At 65.2% G+C, this 21,379-nt stretch carries 14 protein-coding genes and 5 pseudogenes; 5 read left to right on the forward strand and 14 right to left on the reverse strand.

The window, feature by feature from the left end; genetic code table 11:
* Positions 1–450: 450 nt before the first annotated feature.
* The 6 genes and pseudogenes from FB389_RS03140 to FB389_RS03165 form a co-directional block, all read right to left on the reverse strand.
* The gene (locus tag FB389_RS03140) at positions 451–1,821 is read right to left on the reverse strand and encodes a CAP domain-containing protein (protein ID WP_142111316.1); all 1,371 of its coding nucleotides are present in this window, start codon (positions 1,819–1,821) and stop codon (positions 451–453) included.
* 266 nt (positions 1,822–2,087) lie between these two features.
* Positions 2,088–2,381 (reverse strand): annotated as a pseudogene (locus FB389_RS03145) (restriction system modified-DNA reader domain-containing protein); the annotation flags it as partial.
* 51 nt (positions 2,382–2,432) lie between these two features.
* A complete protein-coding gene (locus tag FB389_RS03150; protein ID WP_142111318.1) occupies positions 2,433–3,368 on the reverse strand; it encodes an HNH endonuclease family protein in 936 nt (311 codons plus the stop codon).
* A 76-nt stretch (positions 3,369–3,444) separates the two neighbouring features.
* A pseudogene (gene mobF / locus FB389_RS03155) lies at positions 3,445–5,748 on the reverse strand (MobF family relaxase); the annotation flags it as partial.
* 94 nt (positions 5,749–5,842) lie between these two features.
* Positions 5,843–6,025: a helix-turn-helix transcriptional regulator gene (locus FB389_RS10665; protein ID WP_246043494.1), complete on the reverse strand. Its 183-nt coding sequence runs from the start codon at positions 6,023–6,025 to the stop codon at positions 5,843–5,845.
* Between the two features lie 128 nt (positions 6,026–6,153).
* On the reverse strand, positions 6,154–6,834 hold the full coding sequence (locus FB389_RS03165) for a Crp/Fnr family transcriptional regulator (protein ID WP_142111319.1): 681 nt from the start codon (positions 6,832–6,834) through the stop codon (positions 6,154–6,156).
* 173 nt (positions 6,835–7,007) lie between these two features.
* On the opposite strand from FB389_RS03165, the gene FB389_RS03170 reads away from it, so the two are divergent.
* The 4 genes and pseudogenes from FB389_RS03170 to FB389_RS03185 all read left to right on the forward strand — a co-directional run bounded on the left by FB389_RS03170 (position 7,008) and on the right by FB389_RS03185 (position 10,899).
* A complete protein-coding gene (locus FB389_RS03170) occupies positions 7,008–7,247 on the forward strand; it encodes a heavy-metal-associated domain-containing protein (protein WP_142111320.1) in 240 nt (79 codons plus the stop codon).
* A gap of 101 nt (positions 7,248–7,348) precedes the next feature.
* Positions 7,349–9,364, forward strand: a complete 2,016-nt coding sequence (locus FB389_RS03175; protein ID WP_142111321.1) for a heavy metal translocating P-type ATPase — start codon at positions 7,349–7,351, stop codon at positions 9,362–9,364.
* A gap of 94 nt (positions 9,365–9,458) precedes the next feature.
* Positions 9,459–9,886, forward strand: a pseudogene (locus tag FB389_RS03180) (cupin domain-containing protein).
* Between the two features lie 107 nt (positions 9,887–9,993).
* Positions 9,994–10,899: an NADP-dependent oxidoreductase gene (locus FB389_RS03185; protein ID WP_142111322.1), complete on the forward strand. Its 906-nt coding sequence runs from the start codon at positions 9,994–9,996 to the stop codon at positions 10,897–10,899.
* Between the two features lie 587 nt (positions 10,900–11,486).
* On the opposite strand, the gene FB389_RS03190 is transcribed toward FB389_RS03185, so the two are convergent.
* The 4 genes and pseudogenes from FB389_RS03190 to FB389_RS03205 form a co-directional block, all read right to left on the reverse strand.
* A complete protein-coding gene (locus tag FB389_RS03190) occupies positions 11,487–11,858 on the reverse strand; it encodes a fluoride efflux transporter FluC (protein WP_142111323.1) in 372 nt (123 codons plus the stop codon).
* Positions 11,855–12,319, reverse strand: coding sequence for a fluoride efflux transporter FluC (locus tag FB389_RS03195; protein ID WP_246043495.1), 465 nt, complete (start codon positions 12,317–12,319; stop codon positions 11,855–11,857). The genes FB389_RS03190 and FB389_RS03195 overlap by 4 nt, the downstream gene beginning before the upstream one ends.
* 75 nt (positions 12,320–12,394) lie before the next feature.
* Positions 12,395–13,585: pseudogene (locus tag FB389_RS03200) on the reverse strand (IS3 family transposase).
* A gap of 199 nt (positions 13,586–13,784) precedes the next feature.
* Complete coding sequence (locus FB389_RS03205) at positions 13,785–14,141, reverse strand: hypothetical protein (protein ID WP_142111324.1); 357 nt, start codon at positions 14,139–14,141, stop codon at positions 13,785–13,787.
* Positions 14,142–14,384: 243 nt separating this feature from the next.
* Between FB389_RS03205 and FB389_RS03210 the strand changes: the two genes are divergently transcribed.
* On the forward strand, positions 14,385–15,476 hold the full coding sequence (locus FB389_RS03210) for a Fic family protein (protein ID WP_142111325.1): 1,092 nt from the start codon (positions 14,385–14,387) through the stop codon (positions 15,474–15,476).
* A gap of 42 nt (positions 15,477–15,518) precedes the next feature.
* Here FB389_RS03210 and FB389_RS03215 read toward each other — a convergent pair.
* The 4 genes and pseudogenes from FB389_RS03215 to FB389_RS03230 form a co-directional block, all read right to left on the reverse strand.
* A pseudogene (locus tag FB389_RS03215) lies at positions 15,519–16,020 on the reverse strand (IS30 family transposase); the annotation flags it as partial.
* 210 nt (positions 16,021–16,230) lie between these two features.
* Entirely contained in the window at positions 16,231–17,373 is a 1,143-nt protein-coding gene (locus tag FB389_RS03220) for a Wadjet anti-phage system protein JetD domain-containing protein (RefSeq protein ID WP_142111327.1), read from the reverse strand.
* Entirely contained in the window at positions 17,370–20,762 is a 3,393-nt protein-coding gene (locus FB389_RS03225; protein WP_142111328.1) for an ATP-binding protein, read from the reverse strand. The genes FB389_RS03220 and FB389_RS03225 overlap by 4 nt, the downstream gene beginning before the upstream one ends.
* Positions 20,759–21,379 (reverse strand): DUF4194 domain-containing protein, encoded by a 621-nt coding sequence (locus tag FB389_RS03230; protein ID WP_142111329.1) that lies wholly within the window; start codon positions 21,377–21,379, stop codon positions 20,759–20,761. The genes FB389_RS03225 and FB389_RS03230 overlap by 4 nt, the downstream gene beginning before the upstream one ends.

A 21,379-nucleotide genomic window follows, 5' to 3' on the forward strand; every position in this document is an offset into this window, starting at 1 on the left:
TCAATGCCAACGCCGGGCATGCGCAAATAATTCCTGGGACGACTCCCCCATCGCCGGTCGAGTGGCCCGCGCTTCGCCGGTCAAGCAGCCCGCACATCCGCCGGTCGAGTGCGCCCTCAATTCGCCGGTCGAGTGCGCCCTCAATTCGCCGGTCGAGTGCGCCCTCAATTCGCCGGTCGAGTGCGAGCAAAGCTCGCGTATCGAGACCAAGCAACGCAACGATCTCGATACACGCCTCCGGCGCACTCGATCAACGAGACCAAGCAACGCAACCCGCCGGCCGAGTGCGCCCTCAATTCGACGGTCGAGTGCGAGCAAAGCTCGCGTATCGAGACCAAGCAACGCAACGATCTCGATACACGCCTACGGCGCACTCGATCAACGGGCGACGACACACTCGGTCGGCGCCGCCGTCGCGGCCCACCGCGCTGCGGGGACGCGGATCTCGTCCTATTTGCCCGCCTTGAAAAGCTTGACGGTGTACGTCACGGGCGCAATTTTGTAGGCGCCGCGCACGCTGACCCCGCTGACGGTGACCTTGACGCTCGTGGTGGCGCGGCCTTTGACCCTGCGAATCGACTTGGGCACGGTGAAACTCAACCCCCAGGTGTGGCCCAGAATCGAGGTGCCGCCGGTGCCGTACGTCGAACCTGAGCGGTAGATTATCCTCGCTCGTTTCGCCTTCCCGACCGCCGACACTTTCACCGTCGCCTTGGAAAAGTCCAGGTCAGAGCGCGTGTAATGGAAGCTCCAACGCCCGTCCGGTTCCAATTCGACCGGAAAATAGCCCGGCGTCGGCCACGCGATGGTTGCGGGGGTGGTGTTGTTTTCGCTGCCGGGGGCCATGACGTACAGCGCGCCGTACGAGCCCGCGAAGCCGACTCCCATGGTCTTTTGCTGCGGGTCGAGTATCCAGCGCCGGTGCCCGACCGCGTAGTTGTTTTCGCCGAAATCGTCCATGTATTGGGCGATATTCGCGGCGCCGATTGCTCCCATCGACAGGTTGGATGAGCTCGACGCGGTCGCCCCCAGCGACGATTTACAACGTTTATCGATGGGGAAATGGCTCAGGTATCCGTTTGAAAACTGCACGCGAGCGGCCTGGCTTGCCGCCGAATTTAGCTTCTTCGTGAAGGTAACGGAGCCAACCCCCGCCATCGCCCGCATGAAGTTGACTGCGCTGAGCGTGCGCTTTCGGGTGCCCGCCGAGGTCGCCGCGACCCTACACCCCATGACTTTCGGCATCTTCTCGGCCCTGACCTGCGCCGCATAGCGCTTGCGATACGCTTTCTTGACCTTCTTTTTAGACGAGGTTTTGATGGACGAGGCCGCCCTCCCCCGCTTCGCGGTCGACCTAAGGCGGTACGTCCCGAGGTCTTGGTTCTTGCCGGCCTGCACCGTGATTTCCTCAGTGGCAGGAAGGTCGTCGAACACAGCCGAGGTATCCCAGTAGACCAGGCTCACCGTATTCAGATTCGAGTACCACGCTCCTGGATCTGCGCTGGCGATCACTGCAACCTGGAACGTGAACCTGCCGTTCTTGTCGGTGATTGCGGTCCGTTGGACGCTATCGAGGTTGTCGCCCCACAGGGAGTCTGCCGCAATCTCGCGGTCGAAGAGTGTGGCCTCAATGCCCGGAACCGGCCAGCCGTTTTCGTCTACGAACCGCGCCGTGATGACCGATTGCCCGGTCACGCTAAGTCCGCCTTCTGTGACGCCTTGCGCGTCCTGCGCAACTGCCTGCGGGGCCGCCAGGCTCGCTGCGACAATCGCTGCGGCAAGTATCACTGCGATTCTCCGAAAACGACTGCTTGTTTCCATAGGGAGATCTTAGCGATGGTGGCGCGCCCACCCGCCGGTCGCACTCAACCGCCGGTCGCGCTCAACCGCCGGTCGCGCCCGCCCGCCGGCCGAGTGCGCCCTCAATTCGCCGGTCGAGTGCGAGCAAAGCTCCCGTATCGAGACCAAGCAACGCAACCATCTCGATACACGCCTACGGCGCACTCGATCAACGAGACCACAACCCCAACCCGCCGGTCGAGTGCGAGCGCCAGCGAGCGTATCGAGATCCGCCCGCTCACTTCGCGCTAGTCGTCTGCGCCGAGGCTCGCCAGGTAGTCGCTGCGCAGGTCGGCGAGGCTCTTCCCCGTCCCTTCCACCGCCCACCAAAACCACCCATTGATACTGCGCTGCGTGTAGGCATGAGCGGCACCCGAGGGCGTGTCGTACGCGCGCCCGTCCACATGCAGCCTCCCGTCTTGGGCGACGGTCGCCAGCGCGGCGGGGAACTCGTCCTTCATTTGGCAATTACGCAACCGCGCGCCCGGCGCCAGCCACCCGGCACTGACCAACTGTGCGACGTCGACGGTCATGACTGTGCGTGCGGTGCGCGGGGCGACCTCTAAGAGCCCGACGTGGCCGGTGGGGGCGGGTCAGACTTGCAGGATCTGGTCGATCATGGCGGACGTACGGGCTGCAATCGTGGTTTCGTCCCATACCTCGCCTGCATTCAGCGCGTCTTTTGTGATGAGGATGTCGTCGGAATGCAGGAAGTGGTTGCGCTTACTTTCCCATGACCCATTACTAACCTTGCTATTGAGTTTCTGGGTAACGAGCGTGAGGTTACCTAGCTGCTGCAGCGTGCGATCTCGGGCGACTTGCTGTTCTTCAGTGAGGTCAGCTTCCCAGTGCTCGCGCCACTTTTGCGGCATCAGGTGTTCAATCGTGCCCTTGCCGCGCACGACAGGCCCCATGGCGAGTCGCTGGCCGTTCGGATACCCGCGCTTGAGGTCTTCCAGGGCTTCAAGCACCATGCGCAGGCGGCTTTGCCGGTAGCGCCAATAGGCGGTCGCGCCGGTGAGGGCCTCACGCACCTCCTCGTCGCCGGGCCAGTACCCGACCGCGGTGTGGTTGTCGACCAGGTAGGCGTGCGCGGCGGTAGCGACCTCGCCGCCCGGCTGCCGGCTGAGGTGTTGCATCAGGTCAACGATGAACCGATTGGAACCCTGCGACGGCGCCTTGACCAGAGCGCGGCGCACGAACCAACTTTCCAGCGCGGCGAGGATCTGCGCGCGATCGGCGGCGGGAATCGCGCTTTGCTCCGGCTCTTCTAGCCAGATCAAGAGTGGACGGGCGACCTCCGAATCGAGCGTGCCAACCCGGTAACTGAATAGCTCCTCACGGGAAAGCTCGCCGCCCGCGCGCTCCGCGCCCTCGATGATCGCGCGATAGCGCACGGCGGCGGGCTTGATGCGCGGCAGCAGCGCGGCGATGCCCTCGCCGCTGGTGGTGACGTAGTACTTGAACTGGGAGAACAGTTCCCGGATGGGAAAGTCCTCGAGTGTGCGGGCGGTCAGCCACTGCCACAAAAATAGTGAGGCGCGGGAGTTCTTGATGCGACCGGAGATGATTTCTTCTTCCCACCAAGGTGTTTCAAACTCAGCCCTCCCTGCCCGGTGTCAGGGTGCCGTCGAGGATCAAGTCAGCGCGGGCGCGAATGTTCAGGGCGGTCACATCCTCGCGGCTCTCAGCGATCAGCACCGACACCAGTCCTCCGTCGCGGTCGGCGCGCCAGGCGGCGTACGCGGCCTTGGTCATTGCCTCCGCGTCACCGCCGTGGATGCGGTCATGGTCGAGGTAGGTGTCGATCACCTCGGTTCGTCCATGCCGCAAGGCAAGGGAGACCGCCTTCTCCCACTGCTGCTCGAACCGGTGCACGTCGACCAGCTCGGGCGCATCGTCACGGTCACCGACGAGCAGGGAGAAGGCGCCGCCGGCGTCGACGGACTGGAGTTGGGCGTAGTCACCGACCAGCAACATCTTCGCACCCGCATCGGCCGCGAGGGCGGTGATCCGGTCCAAGGACAGAGTTCCGGCTAGGGACGCCTCATCGACGATCACAAGCTGCCTCGCCTCGAATGTCTCACCCCGGGTGAGGTGGTTGGTCTACCACTTCGCCGTGTTCTCCGTGGCGATCCCGAGGTCGTCGGCCAAGACTTGCGCGGCCACTGCGGAGGGCGCCAGCGCGACCACCGAGCCCGAGCCGTGCTCGGCCTCCCACGCCCGCCGCAGCGCGTTCATCGCGGTGGTCTTGCCCGCATCCGCGGGGCGAACCAGCACGTCCACCACTCGGCCAGACACCGCGATCTTGGTCAGGGCGTCTGCCTGGTCCTCACCGAGCATCAATCCGTCGGCGCCGGGACGGGAAGTCATGCTCTCCACCGTCGCCATCGCAACCGTCGGCCCGGTGAGCGCGCGGGAGCGGGCAAGTAGTCGATCTTCAGCCGCGAGGAGTTCTTCGGAGGACAACACTGTGGAGTGCTTCGGCCGGAAGACGCTCGTCCCGTCGATGCGGCGGAATGCCGCTGGTGAGGTGGCGAGGTCGGGCGGGGTGAGCCGCAGCGAGGCGCTCTGGGCGGTGTCGGTGATCATCCCCACGATCGTCTCGCGATCCCGTGTGCTTGCGAACCGCCAGCCCATCGTCTGCCGTGAGGCTTCCGCGTGCAGGTTCCAGCGCCGCCACGTTGACCGCGTCTCACCCACCATGGTCACGACCGAGGCGCCGAGTTCAGCAATCAGTTCCAGCGGCGCGTCATCGGCGCGCAGGACGGACAGCGTCTCGTTGCTCATCGAGCGGCCAGCCCACGATGTTGCGTTGTCTCCGAGGATGGTGGTGGCGCGGGTGCGCCACCCAGCAGTGAGGTCAGCCAGCGACCGCACCTCTTTGTCTGGTCGGGTGGCGAGGGTGGCTTGGGCACGGAGCTTCACGATCGTCGCCGCTGACGGCCGCCGCCCATGCTTGGCCACGTGGTCGGCGATGAGCCGGTCAGCCTCTGCCTCTATGTCGTGGGAGCGGGTTGAGAACACTGCGATCAGCTCATCGGGGACGGCCGCGATTTCCCATGACGGGTTCCGGTCCCGGCCCCGCTCCCGGGCCTCCCAGCCGACGGCCAAAGTATGGGTGAGCCGATCGGCGAAAACCGCGTTGTAATGCTCGGACAGGGCGACCACGGCGGCGTGCATCGGCCGCCCGTCCAGGGACCGCCACTTCCCATCGAACGCGGTCTGAATCTTGTTGCTCACCACGACATGGGTGTGGAGCTGCGGGTCGCCGGCGCGGGAATCGTAGTGATCGAACCCGGTGGCGATCAGCCCGGTGACGTCGACCTGAGCGACCGCCCCGTCACCGGCGGTTACGCCGGTGCGGGTGGCGGCGACCTCACGCTCCATGAAGTCCACCACCTCGGCAACCGCGTCGTCGTGGGCTTCGGCGATCAACGCCTGGATTCCGGCATCGGCCACAGCCCACAGCACCGAGACGGACTTCGGGACCGAGAATGTGTAGTCGAAACCGGCCACCGCGCGCCGGGTGCCGCGCGCGACTTCTTCGGCCTCGATCAGCGGAACCGCCTCCGCCCGGCCCGCTGGCCCCAGCTCGTTGGGCAACTGTTCGACGCGCTGCCTGATCCGTTCAGCGACCGGCGCGTACTGCGGGAAGGCTCTGCCCATCGGCTCGTCGGTGATCGGGTCGCGGCCCATCCCGATCAGCAACTGAAGCTGCGCCTCCGACACGTGATCCCCGGTCGCGAGCCGGCCGCCGCCGAGGCCGGAGCCGAGCCACCGCCTAGGCGGGGTACCTTCCTCCGCGTAATAGCGCGTCAAGGGTGTCGACAACGAACGGTCACCGTCGCCAGCGGCCACGGAGCGCAGCAAGTACTTGTAGCCGTCACCGGCACTCATCACCCGCATCGACACCGTCGTGCGATGCAGGTGCGCCGCGGGCTTGCGGGTGAGGAAGGTACGTGTCGAACGACATTCGTCCAGATGCGCTGAGCGCGACGTGCTAGACCCGCTTGTCAGCCGGGCTGTCCATGACGACAGCCAGACTCGTTTCGCGCAACAGGCGGGCCAGGTGCTCCGCGCGTAGGGTCGCCAGGTAGGTCATCTTCTTCGTGCCGTAGACATCGACGAAGATCCGGCCGAACTGGGACGGCGACAGGTGCACGACGCCAATGAACTCGTGCAAGATCCACCGCCGGGGGGTGACCAGGAGGTGGGCCGTGGTGCGGGGATCGGCCCTCCGGGGGGCGGATCGGCAATGGTGTGGGAGGCCGGGGGTCGCATCGATTGGCGTACCGCTGGGGTGACCCAGCTTCAGGGGGCGGCGGTGCGTTCGAGCGCGTCGATGTCAAGGATGGTGATGTCACGGCGTCCGTGGAGTTCGATGATGCCGGAGGCGGCCAGTGCGGCGAGGCGTCGGCTCAGGGTTTCCGGTGTCGTGCCCAGGTAGGCGCTGATTTCCCGCTTGGCCATCGGTAGCCGCACTGTGGCCACGCCGTCGCGCATGTCGCCCGGTAGATCCAGCAGGTAGGCCGCGATGCGGGCGCTGACATCACTGGATGTGATCGCGGTCAGGAGCCGCTCGACGGAGGAGAGCCGGTCAGACAGGGTGCGCAGCATCCGCTGACTGATGTCGGGGTAGTCGCGCAGCAAGGCCGAGAGGTCGGAGTGGTCGAAGACGCACATCCGGCTCTCCTCCAGCGCGACGGCGAAGTCGTCCGGTTGGTGGCCCGTCAGGAAGGCCCGCTCCCCTACGACATCGCCGTCGGTCACCGTTCGCAGGATCTGTTCTTGGCCATTGGCTGCCGTATGGCTGACCTTGAGTTGGCCACTGTGTATCACCAGCAACCGGCGCGCCGGCTGCCCGGGGGCATAGACGGTTTGCCCCTTGGCTACGACCACGGGGCGCGCGAACCGCGCGACCTGCAACTGTTCCGAGCGGGTTAGCCCCTGGAAGATCGGGACGCGGGCTACGCACAGCTCATCCTCGGACATGCCTCAAGTTTATCGCGCCACGGCCGGGCACCACCGTGGCAAGCCTGCGGAACGCAACCGGGGGTCCCGGCAACCATTCGCCCGGGAATTGATCTGGGTCAAGGAGTTCCGTGCGTGCCGAACCTACAGTGAAGGCGTCAGCAAAGGAACACGAATACGAAAGGGACCCCCTGATGACTGCCTCAACCCATACTCCCACGCACACCGTCCTGAGGGCCGAGGGCTTCTCCTGCCCGTCCTGTGTCGCGAAGATCGAGAAGCAGGTCGGTCGCCTCAAGGGCGTCGAGAGCGTGAAGGTCCGCTTCGCCTCCGCCCGCATCGAGGTCGACCACGACGCAGAGCGCGTCTCCGTAGATGACCTCGTGGCCGCCGTGGCAAAGGCTGGCTACAAGGCCACTCCTACCGCCTTCTGAGGCTTCTAGGGACCTGCGCTGGCGGCCCGTGCGCCGTCGCGCTCCTCCCTCGTTGCACTCTCGGTCCGCTGGCACCAGCAGCAGAAAGGTCGTACTCGAAAGTGAACAGGCTCCAGAAATGGGTCAACGGGAACTGGTCGGTTCCCGTGGTGTCCGGCGTGCTCATCATCATCTCGTTCGCCGTCCAGCGGCTGGCCGGGGGTGCCGCCAACCTCACCGTCAGCCCCCAGTGGTGGCTCGATGCCGGTGCCCACGCCACCCACGCCAGCGCGGTCTTCACCCTCGCGGACGTCTTCATGCTCGCCGCCGCCGTGGTCGCCGGCTATGGGATCGTGGTCAAGGCGGTTCGTGCCCTACTGAGCCGCGTGATTGGGATCGACTTACTCGTCTCGGTCGCGGCCATCGGCGCGGTCATCATCGGCAACTTCTGGGAGGCCGCGGCGGTCACATTCCTGTTTGCCATCGGCCACGCCCTGGAAGCGGCCACCCTGAACAAGACCCGCTCGGCACTGGCCGAACTGGTCGCCGTAGCCCCGGATTTCGCCGTCGTCCTACGCGACGGCGAGCAGCTGGAGGTCCCCGCCGGACAGGTGAGGATGGGCGAGATCGTCCTGGTCAAGAACGGTGCGAAGGTTCCCGTGGACGGCCAGGTCGTCGCCGGCACTGGCGCCATCGACGAGGCCTCCATCACCGGTGAATCCATCCCGGTCGAGAAGGTCAAGTCGGACCAGGTCTTCGCCGGCACCGCCTCCCGAGGCGGGTTCCTACAGGTGATGGCCACTGGCATCGGCGCGGACACCACCCTGGCCCGCATCATCCACCGTGTGGAGGAGGCCCAGGACGCCAAGGCCAAGACCCAGGCCTTCATCGACCGCTTCTCCCGCTGGTACACCCCCGCGGTCATGGTGCTGGCCCTCGCGGCCGGCCTGATCAGCCGAGACGTAGTGCTGGCCCTGACCCTGCTGGTCATCGGCTGCCCCGGCGCCCTGGTCATCTCCATTCCGGTTGCAATCGTGGCCGGCATCGGCCGCGCCGCCCGCAACGGCATCCTGATCAAGGGCGGCGAGTACCTGGAGACCTCGGCGAAGATCACGGCCGTCGCCGTGGACAAGACCGGCACCCTCACCGAGGGCCGTCCTCAACTGACCGACATTGTCGTACTCGATCCCGCACTGAACCGCACCGAGGTGCTGCGATGGGCCGCAGCCGCCGAAGCCGGGTCCGAGCACCCGCTCGCCCGCCCAATCCTGGACACCGCCCGCGCCGAGGGCGTCGCCCCAGAGGGCATCCCCGGCACCGTCACCCCGGTCCCCGGCAAAGGCATCGTGTCCGACGTGGGCGGCCAGCAGGTGTTGATCGGCAACCCGCCGCTGCTGGACCAGTATGGCGTCCACGACGACAGCGACGCCGCCCAGGCGTCGGAGTCGCTGGCCTCAGCCGGCAAGACCCCGATGATCGTGGCCGTGGACGGGACGGCAATCGGTGTGGTGGCCGTGGCCGACCAGATCCGCCAGGACGCCCCCGAGATGGTTGCCCGACTGCACGATGCCGGCGTCGAGAAGGTCGTCATGCTCACCGGTGACACCCGACTGGTGGCCGAGGCTATCGGGAAGGCCACGGGGATTGATGAGATCCATGCGAGCCTGCTACCCGAGGACAAGCTGGACGTGGTCGCGCAGTTGCAACGCGAGGGCCATGTGATCGCCATGGTCGGCGACGGCGTCAACGACGCCCCGGCCCTGGCCACCGCGAACATCGGCGTGGCCATGGGCGCGGCCGGCTCGGCCGTGGCGGTGGAGACCGCGGACATCGCCCTGATGGGCGACAACCTACTCAAGCTGCCCGAGTCAATTGGCCTGGCCAAGCGAACCGTGGCCGTGATGCGGCAGAACATCACGATCGCCCTCATCACCGTGGTGGTGCTCCTGGCCGGCGTCTTCGCCGGCGGGGTGACCATGTCCGTCGGCATGCTCGTCCACGAAGCCTCCGTGCTGGTGGTCATCGCCAACGCGATGAGGCTGACGCGGAACGACAAACACTCGACCGCGATGCCGAAGTCCCAGCGCACCCGCATCAAGGAGCGCGAAACAGCAGGCGAGGCCGTCGACGCTGCCTGACGGCCGCGCCGAGGACCCGGGCCTCTGTCCGTCCCAGGCTCTCGTTCACATGAGTAACTAGCAAACGACAACGCAAATCAGAAGGGCAGAGAAAATGACCGAGACGCATTTCAGCATCCAGGGAAACGTCGAGCACTTCACCATCGCGGACATCGCGAAGGAGAACCGGGACTTCCGGAAGGTCCTCTGGACCGGTGAACACTCCCAGATCCTCCTCATGACCGTCCCGTCGGGCGGGGAGATCGGGGACGAGGTGCATGAGCACACGGACCAGATCCTGACCTTCATCTCCGGCAACGGCGAGGCCGATCTAAACGGCGAGACCCACCCGATCGACGCCGGAGACACCAGTGCGCGGTGCCTGCCGGCACCCAACACAACTTCCGCAACACCGGGGAGGAACCACTGGTGCTCTACACGATCTACTCCCCGCCGGAGCACGCCATGGACGGCGCCTACGCCACCAAGGAAGCAGCCGACGCGGCCGAGGCCGCCGGCGAGGACGATCCGCCGCAATCCTGAGCGCCATAGTGCCGTACGCGAGAGACTCGCCGGTTCCCGGCGGGGGTCCGCGTCGAAGCAGCAAACGAGAATCGCTCAGTCGTCAGCAGGAAACAGGAGGAACACAGATGTCCACAGCGCTGGTCTTCACAGACTACGGCGGCCCCGAAACCCAGGAACTCATCGACCGGCAGCAACCGGTCCCGGGGCCCGGTGAGGTGGCGATCGAGGTGAAGGCGGCCGGTGTGAACCCGGCGGATTGGAAGATCCGCGAGGGCCGGCTCGGACACCATTGGAAGCTGCCGGCACCGATGGGCCGCGAGGCCTCCGGCGTGGTCACCGCGGTCGGTGAGGGCGTGGAGGACTTCGCCGTGGGCGACGAGGTCCTCGGCCTGCCCGCCACAGGCCACGGTGGCATCGCCCAGCACACGGTGCTGTCGGCCGAGAACACCGTGCTGAAACCCGAGGAGATCTCCTTCGCCGACGCCGCGGCGATCCCCGTCGCCGGCGCTACCGCCTACGACGTCACCCACCAGATCGAGCTGGAGGCCGGACAGAGCCTGCTGATTCTCGGTGCCGGCGGCGGCGTCGGGCTGATGGCCGCCCAGATCGGCAAGGTCCACCAGTTCACCGTGCTCGGCGTGGCTAGCGCCTCGAAGAAGGAACTGGTGGAGTCCACCGGCGCCACATTCATCGAGTCGGGCGACGGCGTCAACGACCGCGTGCGCCGCCTCGCTCCGGAGGGCGTGGACCTCATCGTGGACCTCGTCGGCGGGGACGCTCTGCGAGACATTGCGTCGGTGGCCAAGGACCCGCAGAACATCGTCAGCACCGCCGACCCGGCCACCGCCACCGAACTGGGCGGCGCCGGTGTTGAGCTGAGCGGTGAGGGGTTGGCGAAGATCACCGAGGTGATCAAGTACGGGCTGGTCAGTCCAAACGTTCGCGAACGATTCAGCCTGGCCGACGCGCGGGAGGCGATGGCCGTCGTCGAGACCGGGCACACCGCCGGGAAAGTGGTCGTGGAGCCATGACGACGCCCCTCATGATCATTAGTAGGACCATACCGGGTGAACTACACATCACGCCGGTGACTTCACCGACGCTGCCGATTCGTTCAAGACGGTCTTCTTGAAAGGCGTGCAAGCGCTGATGCCCTCCACGTGGCCTAATTGGAGGGGTTGCATACGGTCATCCGAGGGCGGCGTGCGCAACTTTCTGCACGTCCACATGGCGCTCACTCGCCACCGCAGACCCGCTCGACGTTCTCGGCCCGCACGTGCCTATGCTTGCCCCGCGGCGCTAATCGCTTCGTCTGTGAACCGGGCAAGAGGGAAGTCGCGCCACCGAAAACCCAACTGTACGGCCCACCGTTCGTTCCCGGGCACCTGGCGGGCAGGTTAGACATCGAAGTCGGACTTTGGGACGTTCCCGCGACGACGCCGGAGTTCCGCGCTCCTGGGGCGACGAGCGTCCGGAAGTTCCGAGGTCGTCCGCACCCTCCCAAGCTCATACTGTAGATAGCGGACCTTGGCCTCTATCGCGGCAGCCTCTATCGGTGCAGTGGACGTATTCGAGAGGGATGAATGGGCCAGGGTACGGGGCGGCGATAGTGCGCCCGTCATCGTGCGGTGATGGCGAGCCCAAGGGTCGCCAGGGCGACGCACGCAGCGAGAACTCCGAGACTGTTGCGCGCGGTGGCTCGACGACGCCGGTCGTGAAGGAGCCGGATGGTTTCGAGGCTGGCGGTGCTGTAGGTGGTGTAGCCGCCGATGAGTCCGGTGCCGAGGATCGTGAGCCAGTCGTGGGGCAGCCAGGTGGTCGCAGTACCGGTGAGGGCTCCGAGGACGAACGAGCCAGTGAGGTTCACGATGGCGGTGCCCCAGGGAAAGGTTTGTCGGACTCGGGCGAGCAGGGCGTTATCGGTGAGGTAGCGCAGGGCCGAGCCGATCCTGCCCGCAGCAGCGACGGCCAGCACGAGCAGCGGGGTCACGCGTTGGCTCCGGGCTTGCAGGGAAGGTGTCGTCCCACGGCGATCCCGACAATGGTGGCCACGGCGCCGAGCAGGACGGTGCCGAGGCTGTGAGCGGCCGCGAGCCATGGGGTGCCGTCGCGCAGGAGGACGGCCGTGTCGGCGGCAAGAGCGCTGTAGGTGGTGAACCCACCGATGACTCCGGTGCCCAGCAGCAGCCGCAGGTCGCGCCGTCGGCCGGAATCGGGGCCGTAGCGAGCGAGGGCTTCGATGGGCCAGCCGAGCGGGAAGGCGCCGGTCAGGTTGATGGCGAAGATCCCAAATGGCGTCCCGGCTACATCGGAGATCGTCTCACCGAGCAGGTAGCGGGCCGTGGTGCTAGCGGCCCCGCCGAGGGCGACCAGCACGAGCGGACGCAGCAGCAGGCGTCGCGGGCCGCTGTCAGGGTCGAGGGGTTCGTTGCGGTCAAGCTCATCGGTCACGGAGACTCCTATCTCGGGGCGCGTGTGGGCGCAGGATGAGATAGTGAAGCGCCCTGGGTTTGTTGGAGACTCAGTTCATTTGATTTCAACCAGTTCTTTGGCGCTGGCAACACCAGCATAGAACGTGGCGTCGGACTCTGCAGGCGTCACGTCGCCGAGGTATCCATGGAGGCGCTGAGTGTTGTGCCAGTACACCCAGCCCAGCGTCGCGAGTTCGAGATCATCAATCGTTTTCCACGGCCCAGACTTCGCTGGCCCGCGCACCAACTCAGCCTTGTAATACCCGTTCACCGTCTCAGCGAGAGCGTTGTCGTAGCTGTCGCCGACAGTCCCGATCGAGGGCGTCGCCCCGATCTCTGCGAGGCGTTCGCGGTAGCGAATAGACGTGAATTGGCTCCCCGCATCGCTATGGCAGCGCAGTTCAGGGAGATGCTTCCCGCGTGACCCGCGCGTCATCTCGATCGCGTCGAGCACCGTCTCGGTCTTCATATTCGACGCGCACCGCCAACCCACGATCGCGCGACTATACGCGTCGATGATGAAGCACACGTAGGCGACGCCCTGCCACGTCGGCACGAACGTCAGATCGGTCACCCACAATTGGTTCGGCGCATCGGCCTTGAAGACCCGGTTCACGAGATCAGGATGCCTCGGCATCCTAGGGTCAGGCTTCGTAGTCTTCACCCGCTTCTCACGGCGTGCTCCCTCGATCTTGAGCACTTTCATCAGCCTGGCAACCTGATCACGACCGATATTGATGCCTGCCCGCTGCGCTGCTTTCCAGAGCTTGCGCACCCCATAAACGCAGTAGTTGTCTTCCCAGATCTTGAGCAGCATGGGCGCGACCTCTGCATCTCTGATTTGACGAGCAGAGGCTGGTCTGCTGTTCGCGGCATAGTACGTGGACGGGGCCACCTGCACAACCTTGCAGATGCGCTCGACCCCGAGCCTTCGACCGGCCACGATATCGTCTTTGTTCGCGTTGATGAATCGCACTAGCTCCGGTGGTGGCGGTCGAGCTCCGCCCCGAAGAAAGACGCCGCACGCTTGAGGATTTCATTCGCGCGTTTGAGTTCACGCACCTCTTGCTCGAGTTCTCGCATGCGAGCTTGCTCGTTGGTCGTAACTCCGGCTTTCACACCGTCATCGATATCGGGCCTGGCGCACCCAGGAGCGCACTGACTCAACGCCGTAGCCGAGCTGCTCAGCCACACGCGTCGTCGTTCCCTGACTCGTGCCGATCTCCGCGCGGAGAGTACGCACCATCCAGACCGCAGTAGCTTTCTCTTCAGCCGAATAGCAGCGTCCTATGCTCTTGCGTCGGGGGATGAATCCACTCTCGTTCCATAACTCTGGAGTCTCCAACAAACCCAGGGCGCTCCAGACGGAGAAGATGCCGCGTTGTCGAATGCATTTGGCCATCGCGTGCGGTTACACAAAGAGCGGCGAAGTGGAGACAACGCGCTCACCATCGACGGGCCCCGTCCTTGGCAACTGGCTCAGTCCCCGTTTTGCCTCGAAAGTGTGTCTTCGCAGCCTGCCCAAGCTTGATCATGAGCGAGTCGCCAGCCTCCTGCGCAATCTCACTGTCGAAGTACGCCAGTTCGCACCGCGTGGGGCGGCAGGACGCCATCGGCACGTTCGTGGGCGACTTGGTAACTGATCGCGAGCTGTGTAACACCGAATCGTGCGGCGATGACACGTTGCGATTCGCCTTGACAAATTCCGCTTCGCCCAACATGGCGCGCAGCGCGGGCACACGGCGCAGCCGCGCGATCTCGGCATCATGCGTGGCACGTTCGTACTCGACCACCAGGCTCATAGATCGATCTTATGAGCGCAACTTGGAATGCAACCCGCGCGTCCCTCCAGCGCGACTCCCCTCAGTCACCACAAGGAGCGCTAGCGGCGGAGCAGCAACGGGGAACTCGTCCTCCGCGCGAACGCCGAAGACCAGGTTGAACCAAATAGCGCCCCGCGCCCTGAAATGTAAACCCGCTTTACACGTTCCGCGAACCTGCAAACTTTTCTGCCAATTTCTTACAGGTTCGGCTATCGTGTTGGAATGCCTTGGTCGCCGAACTCCGCGTACGACTCGCTGCCGCCGCTACCACCAGCGGCCGCCGTGGAGACTCACGCTGTGCTCAAGGCGGTCATCGAAAGCCGCGCAGCACTGGCAACCTTGAGCGCATCGGCGGCCCATCTTCCCAACGCTTCCATCATCATCAATGCCATTCCACTTCTCGAGGCCCAAGCGAGTTCTGCGATCGAGAACATCGTTACGACCACAGATGACCTCTTCGCCGCCGCCGCCGCTCCCGCTCTGGAGACCTCGGCCACGCGCGAGACGCTGCGGTACCGATCCGCGCTTCGCATCGGGTGGGACGAGGTGCGTGCAAGGCCGCTCACTGCCGCCACCACCGAGCGCATCTGCGCCCAAATCCGCGGGCACGCGGTTAGCGCCCGTACCACTCCGGTCGTCATCGGCGACCCTGTATCGCAAACACGGGTGTACACGCCACCGGCCGCCCCCACAGCGATCAAGGACTTGCTGGACAACTGGTCGCGCTTCGTCAACGCCGATCTGCCCGGCACACGCGACCTAGATCCGGTGCTCGCAATGGCGATCGCGCACTATCAATTCGAGGCAATTCACCCGTTTACGGACGGCAACGGTCGCACGGGGCGCATCGTCAACGTACTCATGCTCTGCGCGGCCGGCATTCTCCCTCTTCCACTGCTATACCTTTCTCGCGAAATCATCGAAACTAAGGACGAGTACTACCGGCGCCTACTAGCTGTAACGGCCGAGAGGGACTGGGAGGGCTGGCTAGTCTACATGGCACTCCAAGTGGAGCGGAGCGCCAAGCGAACCGTTGCGCTCATTAGTCAAGTCTTCGCCGTGGAGACCGAACTGACTGACGCGTGCCGCGCGCATCTTGGCGCTGTGAATGCGGACTTTGTTCGCACCCTCATGGAGCAGCCATACACGCGTGTTCGGAACGTCATGGAGATCGCACGGGTTTCCCGGCCAACAGCGACAAAGTGGCTCAAGGAACTCACGAACGCCGACGTGCTAGACGAACGTCGCGTCGGGCGCGAGGTCCTCTACATCAATCGCTCCCTGCTCCGCACCCTCGCTTCGCACGGCGACTGATTCCCTTCGGCGAGTTTTAGCGGTAGCTGCAACACCTGCAGGTTAGCAGTTTTTGTTGATGAGTTCGGGTATAGCATCGGCGGATTTTCGCCAGCCGGTGGTCTTGCGTGGGCGGTCATTGAGTTCGTCGGCGACCGCGTCGAAGTAGCTTTCGGAGTAGGCGCTCAAGTTGGTGCTTCTTAGGAAGTATTGTTGTAAGAGCCTGTTGGTGTTCTCGTTCGCGCCACGCTGCCAGGGTGAGTGCGGGCCACCGAAGTCGACATCGAGATCAAGTGCGTTGCTGATGTCTTTATGGAGGGCAAACTCGCTGCCTCGATCCCAGGCAAGCGAGTTGCATAGGAACTCGGGCAGGTTCGCCATTTTTGGCGATGATGGCTTTTTCGACAGCTTCACAATCGTGGTGGTCAGGAAAGCCGTGCAGGAGCGCGAATCTGGTGGCGCGTTCGAAGAGCGTACCGATTGCGGATTGGTTTCGCGTCCCGGTGATGAGGTCACTTTCCCAGTTGCCGAGTCTGGCCGCGCGTCTCTCGATCGCGGCTCTCCGCAGTCACCATAAGGTGCACTAGCGGCGCAGCAGTGACAGAGAACTCGTCCTCCCCGCGAACGCCGAAGACCAGATTCAAACCAATGACGCCCGCGCCCTGACATGTAAACCCGCTTTACACATTCCGCGAACCTGTAAATTTTTCCGGCCGATTTTTACAGGTTCGGCTTTGGCGCCGGAGGTGGCGGTCTTGCGGCAAAAGCAGCGCGCTCAAAGCGCGGCCAGCACCCACTGCCACCCGATAAGTTCCTGCTCAAGGCGCACTGCCGGCCCGAACCGATCCGAGACGAGGTCGGAATACAGCGCCCGCTCGGCCGCGGTGAGCCAGGGAAGATCCGCGCGGCTCGGTGCCGGCTCGCGTACCCACCGCGCGCGGTGCTCCAACAACGTGGCCCGGTCCATCAGTACCGATTCGGCGTGCGGCACACGTGCGCGCAAGCGGCTGAGGATGCCGAAGCCCGCCGTATCAAGGTCGCCCCAGTACCGCACCTCGATTCCCGACAGCCACGGCAGGCTTCCGGCTTGCGCCACGTCGAAACCCCTGCCCCACAGGACCACGCCGTCGTCCGGCACGGGCACGCTGAGATAGGTGACCTCGTTCTCAACGATGAGCGCACGGGCCGGTGCAAGGGGCACCTGCGCAAGTTCCGCAGTGCGCACCGCCGCCTCGCTGAGCCCCAGCGGCCAACCGGGCACGCCTGCGCCCACGCGCATCCGCACGAGGCCCGGACGCGCGGCCAGCCCCAGTTCGGCGATGAATCCGTCCGCGGCACCGGAGACGCCCAGCATCTGCGCAAGCACCCTGCGGTGCCGCTCGGCGAACTTGGTATCGACACCCGGCGCACTGATCTCGCGCAGGTAGCGCGCCGATCCGCGGTGAGCGTCCAACCACACGTACGCGGCGACAATGTCTCGAAACTCGTCCGCCACATCAAGCGCCCTCAGGGGGTGCTGCACCACCCACTCGAACACCGCGGGGTGCGGGCGCGACACGCGAAGCACGGCCTCGAATCGTTCGATCGCGGCGCCCTCCCCGAGCAGATCCCACGCCTGGTCGAACGAACCAACCACCGCGCGCGTGGGGACCCGGTTGCGGCCGAAGTTACGCCCGCCGATCTGCCCCCAGACCAAGTCATACCGCCGCCCCGCACGCCCACCCGCCTCGACGGCGGCGATCCAGGCGCGCACCGCGGCCACGTCGTCTCCGATCTCGGACGCGCGGGGCCCGCGCAAGGGCACCTCGATCGGATCCAGCGCATCCCCGCGCGCCAGCGCCCGCAGGAGCGTGCCGTCGGCCCACCGGCGCCGCACCCGGGCAGCAACGTCGCCCGGGCTCGTCCATCGATCGCTCACTCGCTCCCACCCTGCCGTTCCCGGTAGTCCTCGATCGTCATGGTGCGCAGGCGCGACGCGCTCCCGGTGGGGTTGTCGACGAACCCGATCGCGCGCACGTACGGCTCTATCACGTGCACCTTTTGCAGCGGCGTCACGATCAGCAATTGCAGGCCTAGCTTCGCGAAGAGTTCCAGCGCGTATCGCGTCGATGCGTCAGACCCGCGCCCGAATGCCTCGTCGATCACCGCGAACCGGAAATCTTTCGATTTGGCCGCTCCCCATTCGAGCCCGAACTGGTACGCCAACGACGCCGCCAGGATCGTGTACGCCAATTTCTCCTTCTGCCCGCCGGATTTCCCATCCGAATCGGAATAGTGCTCAACTTCCAGGTCGCCATCCTGCTCGCGCTCGGAGGCCGCGAAGACAAACCAATTGCGCACATCCGTGACCTGCTTGGTCCATCGCTTATCCGCCTCGGCGAATCCCTCGCGCCCACGGAACCGCTCGATAATGCGCCGCACGTCAAGGAAGCGTTGCTCGGAATACTGCCCATCGGCGTCGGCCAGGGCGTCATCTGTCAGCGCCCGCAGGTCCGATTTGAACTGCACCACATCGTGGTTGGTCGTCAGTTCCTTTTCCAGGCGAATGAACCGCCCCGGGTTGAAAGGCACCGCGCTGAGCGCCTCGTTCACGGTCCTGATCCGGTCATCGATCTGTCCGGCCTGTCGCCCCAACCAGTTACTGAAACCCGCCAGTTCCTGGATGGCGTTGGTATTGAGTTGCCGCTTGAACTCATCTTCGAATCCGGGCAGGTCATCGGTGGCCACCTGGTTGCGGAAGGCGACGAATGCGCCGCGCGCGTTGACGTCCACGTCCAATTCGGCTCGCAGTTCCGGCCACCGCTCCAGCACGGTGCGCATGTGCTGCGTCAGGTTCAGGCTGTGCCCATTGAGCTCGCTGGACAGCCTTTCAATCCGGCGGTGGAGGTCCTCGGTGAGCGCCGCCTCGACCGATTCGCACTGATCCGCTAGCGCGGGGACTTCCCGGCCGAGCCGCTGCCGGATCGAATCGTATTCGGCCCGCGCCTGCGCCAGGCTCTCCTGCGACGCACGGGAGATCACCGCGAGGTCATTCGAGCAATCTTGCCGGGCGCGGTCGGCGGCCGCCAACGTCGTGGCGATGGCGGACGTGAGCGCGTTGGCTTGCACGGTGAGGCCTTTGGCCTTGGTCGCCAGGCGGACGAGTTCCGCCTCGATCTCCGCGAGCCGCGTCGACCCGGAAAGAAGCCGTTCCCTTTCCGCGACGCATTCCGCGCCCTGGTCCTCTGCCTCGGCCGCGTCCAGATCCTGCCAGCGCTCGAACCCGTCAAGATCCCGCAATGCGTCGCGTTGTTCTTGCAGTGCGCGCAAGCGCACATCCAACTCGGCTTCCCGCGCTCGCGCCACCACCAGATCCTTCTCGAGTTGCTCTCGGTCCGATTCGTGTGCGGCAATTTTGGGTTCGTTCGCCCAGCCCAGCACCCAGCGGCGGGGGTCGTTCACGGCATACCTGTCGTCCTTTTCGTGCCTCTCCCGGGACCGCACCTGGCCTTCGCGAGTCACTGCGCGCTCGGCCTGCCGAAACTCCTCGATCGTCCGCGCGCACAGGTGGTCGGCGCGCCGGGCCAATTCGTCCACCAGGTAGCCCTTAAACGGCCCCTCTTTGGTTTCCAGGCAGTCAGCAAGGACGAGTTCTGCGTTGCTCTGGCGCCGGGTCGCGATTCGTCGTTCCGGGACACGTTCGAAGACGAGTTTCGCTCCGATCGTGCCGCCACGCCGCCGCACGGTGAGGGCGCGTTCGTTGACCCACGAGGTGACGGCCGCATAGTGTCGCTGCGGGACGAGGAGGGAAAGCGCAAACCCGCGCAGCACGCGCTCCGCGGCCCCCCGCCACTGCGCGTGATCTTCGGCGACGTCGATCAGTTCCCCTGTGTAGGGCAGGTCGTTCGCGGTGAGCCCAAGATCGGCGCACAGCTGGTCGCGGAGCTGCACCTGATCATCCGGGAGGTTGCTTGCCCGTCCGCGCAGGCTGTCGATCAGGGACTTGAGCGCCCCGACTTGGGTTTTTAGATCCTCCCCGGCCGCGATCGCCGCCCAATTCTGCGCGCGGGTTTCTTCCAACGCGGTAGCCACCCGGTTTGTCTCGGCGGGCCGGCGCGCAAGGAGGGCGTGGAACTCGTCCTTCCCGGTGACGGGGCCAAACCCCGAGCGCTGCACGGCAGCGTCGAACGTGGCGCGGGAGGCCCGGCGAGTCTCGGCGAGCGCACGTGCCTGCCCGATGAGTCGTTCGAGTTCCGCGATCCGGTCGCCGCCGCTGCGCGCCCGTTCCTCAATCAGCGCTTCGCGGCGGGCGGTGAGATCCGCCGTGGCGGCTTCAGCGTCGGATCGATCCCGTTCGAGGCCGGCGATTTTGGCCTCGAATTCGGCGATCTCCCGTGCGAGGAGTTCCGCACGCAATTCCGCCATGAACAGGCGCACGGCGTCGCGCTCGCGTCCCAGCGCCGCCCTGCGGTCGATCGCATCCTCGTATTTTGCGGCAGATTCGACGACGGGAGCGAGCGCCTCGAGCTGATCCCGCGCCCGTTTGACTGCCTCGTACGCCTTCGTCAGATTATCGAAGTGACCGATGATCTCTGCGACTCGCGTGTCCGTATCGGCGGGTTCGAGCATGTGGTCGCGCACGAAGTCGTTGAGGTTCCCGACCGATTTCATGGAGACCGTCTGGTGGAAGAGTTCGAGCGCCTGGGGGGACCGCACGCCAAGCAGGCGCCGCAACTCCGTCGAGTACTTTGGAAAGTCGTCAAATATCTGTGCACCATCGCCGCGCAGCCGCTTGCGCAGGTCTTTGAGATCATTGCCGAAGTCAGCGAAATCGTCCTCGATCGACAGCGCGCGCTTCGCGGTGACGTAGAACCGATGCGGCGGCTTCCCGGGTTCGCGCTGCTGAAAGACCTGCGCGATCGTGACCTGTTCGCCGTGGCCCTCATTGACAAAGACCGCGAGCACTACCGAGTATGTACGGGCGCCTTCGCGCAGTCCGCGGGCCCGCGAGCGCCCTGACGATTCGATCCGCTCCGATTTATAGTGCCCTTCCACATAGGAACGCAGCGTGCGTTCGCGGGAGTCCGCCCCGGCCGCCCGGTTGTAGGCAACCCTGCCAGCGGGGATCAGGAGCGTGGTCATCGCGTCGACAAGTGTCGATTTGCCCGACCCGATGTCACCGGTCAGCAATGCGGTATCCCCGCCGAGCGTGAAACGCCACGCCGCTTCGTGGAACGTCCCCCAGTTGAAGACCTCCAGGTCGTGTAGCCGGTAGCCGGCGCGTGATTCGCCGCTCAATTCGACCGTCGAAAACAGACCCTCGCTCATCGCGGCCCCCGCTCATCCGCAGTGGCTTGGACCCTAGCCCTTGAGTCGTGGCCCGCGACGCCCGCGTATTCGCGCAGTGTCGCGGCGAAGTCGTTCAGGGTCTGCGCGTCAACGTACGCCTTGAGGATGCGCTTGACTTCCCAATGATCGGATTGCCCGCGGATCAACCGCAAGAAACCGAGTTCTGCCGCCTTCTTGATGGTCGTCTCCGCCTGATCAACCAAGCGGGCCTCGTTGGTGGATTCGGTTTGGAAGACGCGGATCATCTCCACGATCTGCTCCGTAGTCAGGACGAGCTTACCGTCGCCGTCCGTCGTCTCGAATTCCAAGAGCCGCTTGCGTAGCAGGATCAGCAGCAGGCTCACGTTGTAGGTCAGGGCGCGGCGGTGCACGAGCCGCCGGAACTCGTCCTCGTCCGCCTCAGGTGGCCGCGAACGCAAAAACGCGTACCCCTCGGAGTCGTCCATCACTATCTCGACGCCAATGGTCGCGAAGTGATCGCGCACCGCGCCCCCGGCGCGTTCCAATGTCAGCCAGACCGACTCGTCCGCATCCTTGTACACCACACCGCGCATGAGTTTGATGGCTGCCTCGGCCACTGCTCGCTCGTCTGTCAT

The sequence above is a fragment of the Rarobacter incanus genome (assembly GCF_006715765.1).
Taxonomy (GTDB): domain Bacteria; phylum Actinomycetota; class Actinomycetes; order Actinomycetales; family Cellulomonadaceae; genus Rarobacter; species Rarobacter incanus.

Excerpts from the sequence above, each read along its gene's own strand:
- FB389_RS03170 (WP_142111320.1), top strand. The coding sequence starts at position 7,008 with ATGACTGCCTCAACCCATACTCCCACGCACACCGTCCTGAGGGCCGAG.
- FB389_RS03205 (WP_142111324.1), bottom strand. The coding sequence starts at position 14,141 with ATGAGCCTGGTGGTCGAGTACGAACGTGCCACGCATGATGCCGAGATC.
- FB389_RS03140 (WP_142111316.1), bottom strand. The coding sequence starts at position 1,821 with ATGGAAACAAGCAGTCGTTTTCGGAGAATCGCAGTGATACTTGCCGCA.
- FB389_RS03230 (WP_142111329.1), bottom strand. The coding sequence starts at position 21,379 with ATGACAGACGAGCGAGCAGTGGCCGAGGCAGCCATCAAACTCATGCGC.
- FB389_RS03185 (WP_142111322.1), top strand. The coding sequence starts at position 9,994 with ATGTCCACAGCGCTGGTCTTCACAGACTACGGCGGCCCCGAAACCCAG.
- FB389_RS03225 (WP_142111328.1), bottom strand. The coding sequence starts at position 20,762 with ATGAGCGAGGGTCTGTTTTCGACGGTCGAATTGAGCGGCGAATCACGC.
- FB389_RS03165 (WP_142111319.1), bottom strand. The coding sequence starts at position 6,834 with ATGTCCGAGGATGAGCTGTGCGTAGCCCGCGTCCCGATCTTCCAGGGG.
- FB389_RS03210 (WP_142111325.1), top strand. The coding sequence starts at position 14,385 with ATGCCTTGGTCGCCGAACTCCGCGTACGACTCGCTGCCGCCGCTACCA.